The following is a 14,657-nucleotide window of genomic DNA, read 5'->3' on the forward strand; positions in this document are numbered from 1 at the left end:
TGCCATCAGTTCAGATCGATCACCTTACCGACAACATTGACGGGGCCAGATGCCTCAAAGTTGAAACGCACCCCGCGCAAAATCACCGTGCCGTCGGATTTCATAACTAGTTTGGATTTCCCGACCTCGATCACATACTCCTCACCTACCACGGTTTTCTTTGTCTTACCCACTTCGGTTGACTGGGCTTTCCCCACCTTTGTGGATTGGGTGTCGCCAACATTGATGAATTGTTTGTTGCCGACTGTGGTGGTCTGGACTTGACCAACAAGTGTGTTTTTCAACAAGCCGATCTGCTCGGTTCTCGCCAGTCCAATCGTGTCCGATTTCGCCTTTTCAACGAAAGTATTCATGATCCCCGAGACTGGCAGGATCTTTGCCACTGTCGCACCCAATGCCGTCCCAGCTGCGGCCTGAATGGCTCCTGCGCTGGTCCTGTTCTTAGCGGCAGCAGCAAATTTGCTATGCGCCGATGAAGATGCTGCTTCACCTCCCAATGCAGTTGCTACAAGGCCACCAACAAGCGATGTAAGTGCGCCGTCGCCGACCTCGGCGGCGCCAGCCATCATTTCCTTTGCACCGCCGCCCAAAAGACTGCCAAGGCCGCCGATAAGGCCAAGCGCACCAGCTGCACCGCCGCCGCCAACAGTCAAGTTCATCGAGCCACCAATTTTTTCCTGATGATTGTCGCCAACGTCGATTGATTTGTTATGACCAACACTTTCGATCTGATCATTATCGACACGCTTCATCCGGTTATTGAGAACCTTGAGTGTTTGGTCTTTCTGTGCATGGAGCGAGATGTTTTCTTCGCCGGTTGCATCTTCAAAAGTCAATTCATTGAAACCTTGGGACTGATGGCTATCACTTCGAAACACAGATTTCGTCTTGTTCTCCGGCAGTGGGTAGGGCGCATCGTTTTTGCCGTTGAATACACAGCCTGTCACCAGCGGTTTGTCCGGATCGCCTTCGAGGAATTCCACCACCACTTCCATCCCGATCCGCGGGATCACCATGCCGCCCCATCCTTTGGACGCCCAGTTCTGGCTGACCCGGCAGCGCATCGAATAGGCCTTGTTCAGGTCCCAGTGGAACTGCACCAGGATCCGCCCATATTCGTCGCAGTCAATCTCTCCCTCGCCGACAACAACAGCGGTCTGGGGGCCCTGCACCGCTGGCACATGTGTCTTGCGTTCGGGTGCCAACGGCGCGTCCTTGGGCATCAGCACATATTCGCCCGAATAGGCATATCCATCGCTGTCTGCACCGCCTGATCCGTAAGCGTCCGACACATAGGAATGGCGCGCCACAAGGCAGAGGTAATCCGCACCCTTGACCCCGTTCACCTGATCACCGGTCAGCGTCAGGGTCATGCCCGCACCCAGGGAGGTACAATCCCCCACTGCCCGGTGCCGCGCATCCTGGCCCCGTTCCTGCAAGGTCCGCAGACTCACGACATCCTTGCCCTGACCTTGTTCCAGATAGTCGCCAGGATAGTCAAAGCTTTCGATCTGCCCTTCGGCATAGGCCGCATCGCCCGTCCGGTCGACCTCCATTGCCGCGTTCGGGGTCTTGAAGTTATAGTCCGTCAGGCGCATAGCACCTGTGGTCATCCGCCGCTCAGGATGCCATTCCCAGAAATGCTCGGCCCCCGACTGGCGCGCGCCATCGACAGGCTTGTAGTCGCGCTTCCCGCCCGGGACCGGATCATGCTGGTCGACGGCATCGGTCAGCACGAGCGTATGATTCCCGATACTATGGGCAAAATGATAAGAAATGCCGAACCGCTCCATCAGTCGGGTGGCAAAATCCAGATCGCTCTCGCGATACTGGACCGTATATTCCAGCTCCGGATAGCTGCCCGTCAGCTTCACCTGCAGGGCCGGATCGCCCAGGCCCGCATAAGGCGCGAGCAACTCTTCAATGATCTGAACAACGGTCTTATTGTGGAAAATCCGCTGGTTACGCCGCCGACCGGCGATCCAGAACCAGGGCCGCAAGGTCAGCGCATATTTGTTGCCATTCTCGCCAACACCGGCCCATTTCGCCTCTGTGACAATCCCGTCATAGGCGCGGGTGCCATCGTTCTGACTTTCGATTTCAACCGATGCGTGGGTGCCGATCAGCCCATCAAAGTTGAGGTTCGACGCCGTCGACAGCGCCTCGACCCGGTATTCAAACAAGCCGTTGACATAGTCGGTCCCGTCAAACCGGAGCAGAACCAAAACATCCCTGCCCAAGGCCGTCGTTAGTCGACCCAAGCGGGCATCTTGTTTGAATGGGGCATTCATAGTGGCCAACCTCTCAAGAAATCTACAACAGCATTCGACGGAAACATTAACCGATCTACTGATAGGATCAATCAACGGTTGCGAAATGCCGGTTGACGCGACTCCTATATGGAAGATCGCAAGGTCAACTGGCACTATATCGCGCCCGGCAAGCCAATGCAGAACGGGTTGGTGGTGTCGTTCAATGGACGGATGCGGGATGAATGCCTCAACGAACACCTCTTCGACAACTTGCGCCATGCCCGAGATTTGGTGGCGGCATGATGCAATGACTTCAACCACCACCGGCCGCATTACAGCCTCCCTGGCATGACACCAACGCAATATGCTAACCGTTCAAAGCAAGACCAAAAGGGCTTCGCCTCAATGGGGTCGGAACTTCGACTTCGCTGGGCTGAGAACACGAGAGCGAGAGTTCTCCGCCAAGATTTCCTGGACGACTTTGATATTGATTTGCTGGAGTTTGATGAAGATGTGGCAGATCAAGAACCAGATATAGATTTTGACGATCAGTACTAGGTGGCGCTAAAAGGCTGGTGCGAAAGGAAGCCAACCGCGTCGCGACCGTTGCATTTAGTCAGGTTTGCCGAATCCCAATAGGTCCGCAATCAGTCTAATTTTCTTCTTCATATTGGCCGTAAGGCCAACATAGCCGTTATTGAATGCCGAAGTAAGCCATCAAACCAGGGGTCAGTTGCAACGCTTACGACCAAAACCTGAACAGAGCTAACTTAATTAGCGGACTCTATGGGGAGCAGGTCACTTTCACAGTGCTTCCAGTGCGGAATTTCAAACGCAAACGACCACCCGCGGGTGGCTGCTAACGTATTATAATTGATTGGTAAAGTTGGTTGCGGGAGTAGGATTTGAACCTACGACCTTCAGGTTATGAGCCTGACGAGCTACCGGGCTGCTCCATCCCGCGCCAAAGCGCACCTCAAAACATCGAAGATTGAGGTGCATCGTTAGAGAGATACATTTGCCGAAAGCATGCTTTCGACAGAGATGTTCCTTATTAGGTTTGGCAATGACTTACTCTCCCACGTCTTAAGACGCAGTACCATCAGCGCTGTGGCACTTAACTGCCGAGTTCGGGATGGGATCGGGTGTTTTGCTCACGCTATGATCACCAAACCAAAAAAAGAACATCTCCGGTGAATGCCGAAGCATTCACCGAAATTCCAAGTCGTGTACGACTGTAGTGTTGTGTATGTATCTTGATCACCAGTCTTACTATTACTGGATCAAATCAAGCCTATCGAGCAATTAGTACCAGTCAACTGAACGTATCACTACGCTTACATCTCTGGCCTATCGACGAGGTGGTCTACCTCGGCTCTCAGGGATACCTTGTTTTGAGGGGGGCTTCCCGCTTAGATGCCTTCAGCGGTTATCCTGTCCGATCATAGCTACCCTGCACTGCCGTTGGCACGACAACAGGTCCACCAGTGGATCGTTCACCCCGGTCCTCTCGTACTAGGGGCAACTCCTCTCAAGTATCCTACACCCACGGAAGATAGGGACCGAACTGTCTCACGACGTTCTAAACCCAGCTCACGTACCTCTTTAAACGGCGAACAGCCGTACCCTTGGGACCTGCTCCAGCCCCAGGATGAGATGAGCCGACATCGAGGTGCCAAACGGTGCCGTCGATATGGACTCTTGGGCACCATCAGCCTGTTATCCCCAGCGTACCTTTTATCCGTTGAGCGATGGCCCTTCCACTCGGGACCACCGGATCACTATGGCCGTCTTTCGACTCTGCTCGACTTGTCAGTCTCGCAGTCAGGCTGGCTTCTGCCATTGCACTCAACGAGCGATTTCCGACCGCTCTGAGCCAACCTTCGCGCGCCTCCGTTACCGTTTGGGAGGCGACCGCCCCAGTCAAACTACCCACCACGCAGGGTCCCGGATCCGGATAACGGACCGCGGTTAGACATCAAGCAGAATAAGGGTGGTATCTCAAGGGAGGCTCCACGATGACTGGCGTCACCGCTTCAAAGCCCACCACCTATCCTGCACATACTGTGCCTGATGCCAATGCGAAGCTGTAGTAAAGGTGCATGGGGTCTTTCCGTCTAACCGCGGGTATCCTGCATCTTGACAGGAAATTCAATTTCGCTGAGTCCACATTTGAGACAGCGGGGAAGTCGTTACGCCATTCGTGCAGGTCGGAACTTACCCGACAAGGAATTTCGCTACCTTAGGACCGTTATAGTTACGGCCGCCGTTTACCTGGGCTTCAATTCGGAGCTTGCACTCCTCCTTTTAACCTTCAGGCACCGGGCAGGCGTCAGACCCTATACGTCGTCTTGCGACTTCGCAGAGCCCTGTGTTTTTAGTAAACAGTCGCCACCCCCTGGTTTGTGCCCCCGACCAATAGTTGCCTACTAATCGGGCCTCCTTCTCGCGAACTTACGGAGGTATTTTGCCGAGTTCCTTAAATGTGGTTCTCTCAAGCGCCTTGGTATTCTCTACCAGTCCACCTGTGTCGGTTTAGGGTACGATCTCATGGAGGGCTATTTCCAGGAACCTCTAAACGGCCTTCCCAATCCGATAAGGGAAAACAATCTTCGAGATCCGTCACATCCTCCTGGCCCAGGAATATTAACCTGGTTCCCATCGACTACGCCTTTCGGCCTCGCCTTAGGGGTCGGCTTACCCTGCTCAGATTAGCTTTAAGCAGGAACCCTTGGACTTTCGGCGACAGGGTCTCTCACCCTGTTTGTCGCTACTCATGTCATCATTCTCACTAGTGATCTCTCCACCGGATCCCTCACAGGCCGGCTTCATCGAAAACTCCTCGCGTCCAATGTACCGCGAACGGTACTAAGGACGCATGGAGTTATGTCACACTACGCTCTGCTACCATGCACTATGTGCATCCTAGACTTCGGCTCATGGCTTGAGCCCCGTTACATCTTCGCCGCAGGACAACTTATTTAGACCAGTGAGCTGTTACGCTATCTTTAAAGGATGGCTGCTTCTAAGCCAACCTCCTGGTTGTTTTGGTCGTCCCACCTGCTTTCCCACTTAGCCATGAATTAGGGGCCTTAGTCGTAGGTCAGGGTTGTTTCCCTCTCCACAACGGACGTTAGCACCCGCTGTGTGTCTGCCATCTAGTACTCCTCGGTATTCGGAGTTTGGTTAGGATCAGTAAGCCTGTGGGGCCCCATTACCCATCCAGTGCTCTACCCCCGAGGGTATTCGGATGACGCTCTACCTAAATAGATTTCGCAGAGAACCAGCTATCTCCGAGTTTGATTGGCCTTTCACCCCTAGGCACACCTCATCCCGACCTTTTTCAACAGGTGTGGGTTCGGACCTCCAGTAAGTGTTACCTTACCTTCATCCTGGACATGCCTAGATCACTCGGTTTCGGGTCTAATGCATCTAACTCAGTCGCCCTATTAAGACTCGCTTTCGCTGCGCCTACACCTAACGGCTTAAGCTTGCTAGATACACTAAGTCGATGACCCATTATACAAAAGGTACGCTGTCAGGCCTCAAGGGCCCTCCAACTGATTGTAGGCGTTCGGTTTCAGGTACTGTTTCACTCCCCTCGTCGGGGTGCTTTTCACCTTTCCCTCACGGTACTGGTTCGCTATCGGTCAGTAAGGAGTACTTAGCCTTCGAAGGTGGTCCTCCGATGTTCAGACAGAATTTCACGTGTTCCGCCCTACTTAATACGTCCAATCATGCTTCATATACGGGGCTGTCACCCACTATGGCTGTGCTTCCCAACACATTCTATTCACACTCATGGCTCGGCTGGTCCCCGTTCGCTCGCCGCTACTAGGGGAGTATCTGTTGATTTCCTTTCCTCCGGGTACTTAGATGTTTCAGTTCCCCGGGTTTGCTTTTTTAACCCTATGTATTCAGGTTAAAAATACCTGGTTTACCTCATTATTAGCTGCACCGTTCGTCGAAACTTGCGCTTCAACGGTGTGCAATAATAACAAAGTATCAGGTGGGTTGCCCCATTCAGAAATCCATGGATCAAAGCTTATTCTCAGCTCCCCATGGCTTATCGCAGAGTATCACGTCTTTCATCGCCTCTTACTGCCAAGGCATCCACCAAACGCCCTTTTCGCGCTTGATTTGATCCAGAAAAAGCAAGGCTTTTTCAATGAATGAGCCCTTTTGTGTATTAAACCCACTCTAAGATCAAAATGCATACATTGCAGTGCTTGCCGCTGGTTCGCAACAAACACTGTTCGAACAGCATTACTGCTGTTCCGGTTAGTGTACTTGACTTGGAACAAAATAGATTTTCAAGGCGTCAATGGTTCCATGCGGAACCTCAGCCTGTCTGGCAACCTCTTACGCGAGGCGCCTCTATTCTGATGTTGTATCTCTCTATACGATGTCAAATGGCCCGAAGGCCAAGTCGTCCGATTGGACGGCAAAGCAGCGCACTGCTTAACGGTCAAATCGTCTATCTGATGTGATGATGGTGGGTCGAGGAGGACTTGAACCTCCGACCTCACGCTTATCAGGCGTGCGCTCTAACCACCTGAGCTACCGACCCATCTGGTGGAGCGTATCGGGATCGAACCGATGACCCCCTGCTTGCAAAGCAGGTGCTCTCCCAGCTGAGCTAACGCCCCATTAGGTGCGTCCCACTCTGGGTGGAACAAAACTGAAGAGATATGAGGACGGCCTGGCTCTATATATGCCGGCTTTGTATGCCGACTGCTAAGTGTTCCACGAAATTGGCAAGCCAATCTGCTAGGAACATCCTTAGAAAGGAGGTGATCCAGCCGCAGGTTCCCCTACGGCTACCTTGTTACGACTTCACCCCAGTCGCTGAGCTCACCGTGGTCCGCTGCCTCCATTGCTGGTTGGCGCACGGCCTTCGGGTAAACCCAACTCCCATGGTGTGACGGGCGGTGTGTACAAGGCCCGGGAACGTATTCACCGCGTCATGCTGTTACGCGATTACTAGCGATTCCGACTTCATGGGGTCGAGTTGCAGACCCCAATCCGAACTGAGATGCCTTTTGGAGATTAACTCACTGTAGGCACCATTGTAGCACGTGTGTAGCCCAACCCGTAAGGGCCATGAGGACTTGACGTCATCCACACCTTCCTCCCGCTTATCACGGGCAGTTTCTTTAGAGTGCCCAGCCGAACTGCTGGCAACTAAAGATGTGGGTTGCGCTCGTTGCCGGACTTAACCGAACATCTCACGACACGAGCTGACGACAGCCATGCAGCACCTGTCACTTGGTCTCTTACGAGAAAACCAGATCTCTCTGGCGGTCCAAGGATGTCAAGGGTTGGTAAGGTTCTGCGCGTTGCTTCGAATTAAACCACATGCTCCACCGCTTGTGCGGGCCCCCGTCAATTCCTTTGAGTTTTAATCTTGCGACCGTACTCCCCAGGCGGAATGCTTAATCCGTTAGGTGTGACACCGAAGGGCAAGCCCCCCGACGTCTGGCATTCATCGTTTACGGTGTGGACTACCAGGGTATCTAATCCTGTTTGCTCCCCACACTTTCGTACCTCAGCGTCAGTATCGAGCCAGTGAGCCGCCTTCGCCACTGGTGTTCCTCCAAATATCTACGAATTTCACCTCTACACTTGGAATTCCACTCACCTCTCTCGAACTCTAGACTAGTAGTTTAGGAGGCAGTTCCAGGGTTGAGCCCTGGGATTTCACCCCCTACTTTCTAATCCGCCTACGTACGCTTTACGCCCAGTAATTCCGAACAACGCTAACCCCCTCCGTATTACCGCGGCTGCTGGCACGGAGTTAGCCGGGGTTTCTTTACCAGGTACTGTCATTATCATCCCTGGCGAAAGAGCTTTACGACCCTAGGGCCTTCGTCACTCACGCGGCATGGCTAGATCAGGCTTGCGCCCATTGTCTAAGATTCCCCACTGCTACCTCCCGTAGGAGTCTGGGCCGTGTCTCAGTCCCAGTGTTGCTGATCATCCTCTCAAACCAGCTACTGATCGTAGACTTGGTAGGCCGTTACCCCACCAACTATCTAATCAGACGCGGGCTAATCCTTCACCGATAAATCTTTCCCCCGAAGGGCGTATACGGTATTACTCTCAGTTTCCCGAGGCTATTCCGTAGTGAAGGGTATATTCCCACGCGTTACTAACCCGTCCGCCGCTCACCCGAAGGTGCGCTCGACTTGCATGTGTTAGGCCTGCCGCCAGCGTTCGTTCTGAGCCAGGATCAAACTCTCAAGTTGAAAGCATCTTGCGACGCTGTCCTTGACGTTCGAACCTCTGCACATCACCATATGGCCTTACTGAAACCATATGGCGTTTCTCTGTTTATCGTGCTTCAGGTTTTCATAAGAAAACAAGAAACCGTCCAAACAGTGAAGCTGACACTCTATGATCGAACCGAAATTCTAAGAGCGTTGATATACAGACGTTGATCCATCGAACTGAACCAAACCGCCCACATATCTCTTCAGATATATCAATTTCAAACAGCGTAGAGACAAAAGAGACTAGATGCGCCCTAACTTTGTGGCGCGCCCCGCCTCGAATACCTCTGATTTTCTTAGTTGCGTCTCGTTGCCGTGTGGCCCGTTTGGCGCCCCGTTGAGCGCCTCAGCGCCGCCGGTGAGGGGGGTTCTACGGCTACTGACGGGTACCCGCAACCCCTTTTTTCGAGAAAAATGCATTTTTTGTGACAAACCCGATTTTTCCCATGTTTTAGGGGGTTTAGGGCAATTTCAGTACGTGGACGCGGGGTCAGATCGCAATTTTCTTAGGCAGAACAGAAACAGAATATACCAGATTTGGGGTTATCCACAGAGTCTCCCACAAGACTCCCCGCTATCCGGACAGACTCACTGCCTGATTTTGGCCGGAATCGGCCCGATTCACACTTTGTTAACCTTCCATCCGGCGACTCGCCGGGGTGAATCGCCCCGATTCACCCATCGAAAATGCAAGAAGGCCCTGCACTTTGCGTGCCGGGCCCCCGATTCACCGCAGATTTCAGGCTCAGGCCGTCTGTCGCCGCCATCCGGACGATACATAACGGCTCGCCACAAGCCCCAGGATGATCACCAGATAGATGATCGGCTCGATCTGAAAGCCTTTGACCAGCCAAAGATAGTGGACCGCCCCCAGAATCGCGACCGGATAGGTCAGCTTGTGCAGCTTGCGCCATGTCGCGGCACCCAGTTTGCGCACAGACAGGTTGTTCGATGTCAGCGCCAGTGGCACCATCAGCACCAACCCCAGCATCCCGACCGTCACATAGGGGCGCTTGACGATCTCGGTCCAGACACGTTCCCATGTCTGCACATCCAGCACCGCCCAGACGGTGAAATGGGCAAGGATAATAAAGAACGCGCTGACACCGATCGCCCGGCGAAACTTCAGCAGGTTCACGCCCGTCCATTTGCGCAGCGGGGTCACCAGCAGACCCAGCACCAAAAGCTTCAGACCCAGTTCACCATATTCCCGTTCCAGCGCATTGATCGGCTCAACCCCCAAACCACCGGTCAGGGCCAAGTAGAACAACCACGCGACCCAGGCTGCGCATACTATATATATAGTCCACGCTGGGACCTTGCGCAGCGCACTATTCAAACGACCGGCAACATCCATCAGCAGCAGGCCTTTCCATCCTGGATCGGCGGGCATGGCACCGTTCCATAGGAACAGTAGACACAACAATCGCCGGGCTTTGGTTTCAACAGTGTTTGACAGCCCGCGCATTCATAAAACCACTGGCAGGCATCTGTTGCCATCTGCTCAACCTTCGTTGTGCCGCAGTCGGGGCATGTGATTGTCGACATCAGTTCGGTCATGCGCGCACCATTTGAACCACACCGAAAATCAGGATCAGCGCAAAGATCCCCAAAAGCGGCAGCAGAACCAGATCAAGATAACCAACCAACGCCAAAAGCCCAAGCGCGCCCAGCAGCGCCACAAGCGCTGGTGTGAAACAGCAGATCGCCGCGACAAGTGTGCCGATGCCGCCGATCCAAAGGGCTCGGTTCGTCGACATCAAAAGAATTCCGTCAGGTCCATGCCTTCATAAAGGCTGGCCACTTCGTCCTCGTAGCCGTTGAACATCAGCGTATCGATCCGGGGCGAAAACAGCCCGCCGCCGATCCGCCGTTCTGTCGCCTGTGACCAGCGCGGGTGATCAACAGTCGGATTCACATTACTATAGAAGCCGTATTCCCGCGCATTGGCCTTGTTCCAGCTGATCGGCGGCTCCTCATCGGTCAACGTGATCCGCACAATCGACTTGATCGACTTGAAGCCATATTTCCACGGAACCACCAACCGGATCGGTGCGCCGTTCTGGTTCGCAATTGGCTCACCATAAATGCCGGTCGCCATGATCGTCAGCGGATGCATCGCCTCGTCCAGGCGCAGACCCTCTACATACGGAAAATCCAGAACCCGGCGCTGCACGCCGATCATGTTTTCAGGCTGCACGACGGTTTCAAAGGCCACATATTTCGCACCAGACTGCACGCCGACCTTGTTGAGGATATCGGCCAGTTCAATGCCATTCCACGGGATAACCATCGACCAGGCTTCAACACAGCGGAACCGGTAAATCCGATCTTCGACGGTCAAACCGTCCAGCAGATCAGCAAGGGTATAGTCACCGGGATTGTCGACCATGCCATCGACCTTGATGGACCATGGCGATGTCACCAGCTTATATGCGTTCTGGGCCGGGTCACTCTTGCCGGTCCCGAACTCATAATAGTTGTTATAGGTCGTGATTTCTTCCAGCGTGTTTGGCTCCAGCGCATCCTGCGCGGTGGCGGCACCCGCCAGACCAATGGCGCCAAGGCCGACTGTCCCGGCCAATATCTGACGGCGGTTCAGATAGACAGATTTCGGGGTGACGTCAGCGGGGGTTAGATCATTGGTCCAGCGATATGCCATGTAGCTCTCCGTTCAAGCGTGTTCGGATCAGCATATAGGTCAGAAGATCTGAAAAGTGTCTCACGATGCCGCCAGATTATTGAAATGTTCCAGAAAACGAGCGGTTTGGTCACGCCGGATCACAGAACTGTGACTGGAAATCGCGAAACAACGTAGCTTAGGCCGCCCGGTTTTTTCGTCAAGTCAGGTCGGCGGTTTCTCCCGGTGATCCGTGACCTTTCTGCTGCGTAAAAACCACGATGCCAAATGAAGGCATCCTTTAATGGGAGTCTATCAAAATGCTACGCAGAACTTTCTTCGCCATGACCGCCGCCGCAGCCGTTGCAACAAGTGCTTTCGCCATGGGCGAAAAGGATATCGTGGATACCGCCGTTGAAGCCGGCACCTTCACAACACTGGTTGCTGCAGTCGAAGCTGCCGGTCTGGCCGAAACACTGAAAGGCGAAGGTCCATTCACCGTATTCGCACCCACGGATGAAGCATTCGCTGCCCTGCCCGCAGGCACAGTCGAGGGTCTGCTTGAAGATCCAGAAGCACTGGCCGCGATCCTGACCTACCATGTTGTGCCAGGCAAAGTGATGTCGACCGACCTGACCAACGACATGTCAGCGGCAACCGTGAACGGTGCTGACGTAACCATCATGACCGAAGGCGGCGTGATGGTGAACGATGCCAATGTGGTGACCGCAGATGTGGAAGCGTCAAACGGCGTGATCCACGTGATCGACAAAGTCATCCTGCCAGCAAGCTAATTGACAAGTGACGGGGCGGCCATTGGAGGCCGCCCCTTTTTCTATCCAATTCCAATAGGGGGCAAAAATGGCAACTTTCGTTGGCATCGCCACGGGCGACTCGAACTTCAGCATTCTCGTCGCAGCACTTCAATTCATCGACGCAAACCGCGAAGGATCCAATCTGGTTGAGACACTCAACGATCCGGATCAATCACTGACGGTTTTTGCACCAACCAATGCAGCCTTTGGGCTGCTGGCCCAGGACCTCGGGTTCGCAGGGGACAAAACTGATACCGATGCGGTGACCACGTTCCTTGTCGAAAATGTCGACGTGGAAACGCTCAACAGCGTCGTCACCTATCATGTGGCCGGCGGCGCGCTCAGCGCAGCAGACATCGCGGCAGCAGGAACGGTGGGAACGATCCAGGGTGGCAGCATCGGCGCAGGCAGCCTGCCCGCACTGGTCGATAACGAACCCGACCTGACAGACCCAACGCTTGTGGCCACCGACATCGCAGCCGACAACGGCATCCTGCATGTGATCGACCGGGTGCTGCTGCCCATCGATCTTCCCGGCAACTCGCCAAAACCCACAATCGTGGAAATCGCCGCTGGCAATCCCGACTTCAGCATTTTGGTGGCGGCCCTGAAGTACATCGATGCAAATCTTGACGGGTCCGATCTGGTCGGCACACTGTCCGATCCCGCAAATACGTTGACCGTTTTCGCACCCACCAATACCGCCTTCGGCCAACTGGCCGCCGACCTGGGCTTTGACGGTGACACAGCCGACACTGGCGCCGTGACCACATTCCTCGTGGAAAACGTGGATGTCGAAACGCTCAACGCCGTGGTCACATATCACGTCGCCGGTGGTGCATTGACCGCAGCCGATATCGCCGCCGCGGGTTCGGTGGAGACTGTGCAAGGCGGGTCCATCGGTGCAGGCAACCTGCCCGCACTGGAAGATCAAGAACCCGACCTGACGGACCCCACACTGGTATCGACCGATACGCTGGCCCTGAACGGGATCGTCCATGTGATCGACCGCGTCTTGCTGCCCGTCGATCTGCCCGGCAACGAACCGGAGCCGGATCCGACAATCGTCGATATCGCAGTCGGAAATCCCGATTTCAGCATTCTGGTGGCAGCCCTGCAATATATCGACGCCAATCTGGACGGGTCCGAACTGGTCAGCACTCTCAACAACGCTGATGGATCGTTCACCGTATTTGCCCCAAACAACGCAGCCTTCGGGCAACTGGCGGCCGATCTGGGCTTTGACGGCGATGTCACCGATACTGATGCCGTCACCACATTCCTTGTTGAAAATGTCGATGTGGGTACGTTGAACGCGGTTGTGACCTATCACGTGTCTGGCGGGGCGCAGACGGCGGCGGATATTGCCGCAGCTGGCAGTATCCAGACCCTGCAAGGGGGCGAAATCGGGGCAGGCGAACTGCCGACCCTGACCGATCTGGAACCGGATCTGATCAACCCATCGCTGGTTGCGACGGACATCGCAGCTTCAAACGGGATCATCCATGTGATTGACCGGGTTCTGTTGCCTGTCGATCTGCCTGGCAATGATGCGCCCAGCATTACCGATATCGTGGCCGCCTCTGGCGAAGGGTTTGACGACAATCCGGCGGATTTCGATATCCTGCTGGAAGCGGTCAAAACCGCCGGTCTTGCCGAAACACTTGCCGACGCCAATGTGGACCTGACCGTCTTTGCGCCCACCGACGATGCATTCGTCAAACTGGCGCAGGATGTGGGTTTCCACGGATCGGACGAGGCTGGCGCATGGTCTTATCTGGTGGATGTGCTGACGGTCGTGGGCAAGGGTGATCCGATCCCGCTTTTGACCGATGTGCTGACCTATCATGTATCGGGTCAGTCGCTGCAAGCCAGCCAGGTGCTGGGTTTGGACAACATCGAAACCCTGCAAGGCGGCACAGTCGAAGTGTCTGGCACAACGCTGATCGACAATGATCCGGATACGTTTGACGCCAACCTGATCGCAACTGACATTCAGGCCAATAACGGCATCGTCCATGTGATTGATGAGGTTCTGATCCCCGTCGACCTTTTGGCCGGTGATAACGTTGACCTGAAAATCGGGACCGACGGGCGCGACTACATCCACACCGGGCGCGGCGACGATTTTGTCAGCGGCAAAGGCGGGAACGATTACATCCTGCTGGGCAGCGGTAACGATGTCGGCCTGGGCGGTGATGGGCGTGACCTGATCAGCGGCTGGCGCGGCGATGATCATATCGACGGCGGCGCAGGCAATGACCGGCTCTATGGCGGTAAAGGCAACGATGTGGTCAAGGGCGGCACAGGCCACGACCGTATCTTCGGCGGCAAGGGCGACGACATCATCGAAGGTGGCGAAGGTCGCGACGTGATGTATGGCGGGCGCGGTGCCGATACATTCATCTTCACCGAAGGTGACGGAAACGACAAGATCCGCGACTTCAACGTGCATGTGGATCAGATCGACCTCAGCGATTACGGGTTCGACAGCATCGAAGATCTCGACATCTCGGGCGGCTGGTCCGGCACCCATATCGATCTGGGCGATGGCAACAGCATCGACCTGTCATGGGTCCGGTCCTGGAGCCTGACCGAGGATAGCTTTATCCTTTAACCCAACCCATGCCCGGCCACACTGTTGGCCGGGCATTTTTTTTGTCTTGGCAACGCGATTTGGCGATTTGGGACAACGCCC

The 14,657-nt window shown here is 54.7% G+C and carries 7 protein-coding genes, 3 tRNA genes, 3 rRNA genes and 1 pseudogene; 3 read left to right on the top strand and 11 right to left on the bottom strand.

Annotation, left to right across the window (positions count from 1 at the left end; translation table 11 throughout):
* Positions 1–5 precede the first annotated feature (5 nt).
* Entirely contained in the window at positions 6–2,291 is a 2,286-nt protein-coding gene (locus ACFWW2_RS07170; RefSeq protein WP_393927169.1) for a type VI secretion system Vgr family protein, read from the bottom strand.
* 105 nt (positions 2,292–2,396) lie between these two features.
* On the opposite strand from ACFWW2_RS07170, the pseudogene ACFWW2_RS07175 reads away from it, so the two are divergent.
* Positions 2,397–2,642, top strand: a pseudogene (locus ACFWW2_RS07175) (integrase core domain-containing protein); the annotation flags it as partial.
* Positions 2,643–3,139: 497 nt separating this feature from the next.
* Here ACFWW2_RS07175 and ACFWW2_RS07180 read toward each other — a convergent pair.
* From ACFWW2_RS07180 to msrP, 10 genes are all read right to left on the bottom strand, one after another.
* Positions 3,140–3,216 (bottom strand) — tRNA-Met (locus ACFWW2_RS07180).
* A 94-nt stretch (positions 3,217–3,310) separates the two neighbouring features.
* Positions 3,311–3,425: ribosomal RNA gene (rrf, locus tag ACFWW2_RS07185) — 5S ribosomal RNA — on the bottom strand.
* A 111-nt stretch (positions 3,426–3,536) separates the two neighbouring features.
* A 23S ribosomal RNA gene (locus ACFWW2_RS07190) occupies positions 3,537–6,393 on the bottom strand.
* A gap of 352 nt (positions 6,394–6,745) precedes the next feature.
* Positions 6,746–6,822 (bottom strand) — tRNA-Ile (locus ACFWW2_RS07195).
* Between the two features lie 3 nt (positions 6,823–6,825).
* Positions 6,826–6,901: transfer RNA gene (locus tag ACFWW2_RS07200), tRNA-Ala, on the bottom strand.
* A 137-nt stretch (positions 6,902–7,038) separates the two neighbouring features.
* A 16S ribosomal RNA gene (locus tag ACFWW2_RS07205) occupies positions 7,039–8,500 on the bottom strand.
* The 16S, 23S and 5S rRNA genes sit together here with 3 tRNA genes alongside, the layout of an rRNA operon.
* A 769-nt stretch (positions 8,501–9,269) precedes the next feature.
* The gene (msrQ, locus tag ACFWW2_RS07210) at positions 9,270–9,881 is read right to left on the bottom strand and encodes a protein-methionine-sulfoxide reductase heme-binding subunit MsrQ (RefSeq protein ID WP_393927240.1); all 612 of its coding nucleotides are present in this window, start codon (positions 9,879–9,881) and stop codon (positions 9,270–9,272) included.
* Positions 9,881–10,084, bottom strand: coding sequence for a GDCCVxC domain-containing (seleno)protein (locus ACFWW2_RS07215; protein ID WP_393927170.1), 204 nt, complete (start codon positions 10,082–10,084; stop codon positions 9,881–9,883). Before ACFWW2_RS07215 ends, msrQ begins: the two co-directional genes overlap by 1 nt.
* Positions 10,081–10,284, bottom strand: coding sequence for a mercury resistance system transport protein MerF (gene merF / locus ACFWW2_RS07220; protein WP_393927171.1), 204 nt, complete (start codon positions 10,282–10,284; stop codon positions 10,081–10,083). Before merF ends, ACFWW2_RS07215 begins: the two co-directional genes overlap by 4 nt.
* Positions 10,284–11,186 carry a protein-methionine-sulfoxide reductase catalytic subunit MsrP gene (msrP, locus tag ACFWW2_RS07225; RefSeq protein ID WP_393927172.1) on the bottom strand — a complete coding sequence of 301 codons (903 nt, stop codon included), beginning with the start codon at positions 11,184–11,186 and terminating at the stop codon, positions 10,284–10,286. Before msrP ends, merF begins: the two co-directional genes overlap by 1 nt.
* 278 nt (positions 11,187–11,464) lie before the next feature.
* Between msrP and ACFWW2_RS07230 the strand changes: the two genes are divergently transcribed.
* Both ACFWW2_RS07230 and ACFWW2_RS07235 read left to right on the top strand, forming a co-directional pair.
* The gene (locus tag ACFWW2_RS07230) at positions 11,465–11,938 is read left to right on the top strand and encodes a fasciclin domain-containing protein (protein WP_393927173.1); all 474 of its coding nucleotides are present in this window, start codon (positions 11,465–11,467) and stop codon (positions 11,936–11,938) included.
* 67 nt (positions 11,939–12,005) lie between these two features.
* A complete protein-coding gene (locus ACFWW2_RS07235) occupies positions 12,006–14,576 on the top strand; it encodes a fasciclin domain-containing protein (protein WP_393927174.1) in 2,571 nt (856 codons plus the stop codon).
* Positions 14,577–14,657 lie beyond the last annotated feature (81 nt).

Source organism: Yoonia sp. R2-816 (assembly GCF_046762905.1).
Classification (GTDB): Bacteria; Pseudomonadota; Alphaproteobacteria; order Rhodobacterales; family Rhodobacteraceae; genus Yoonia.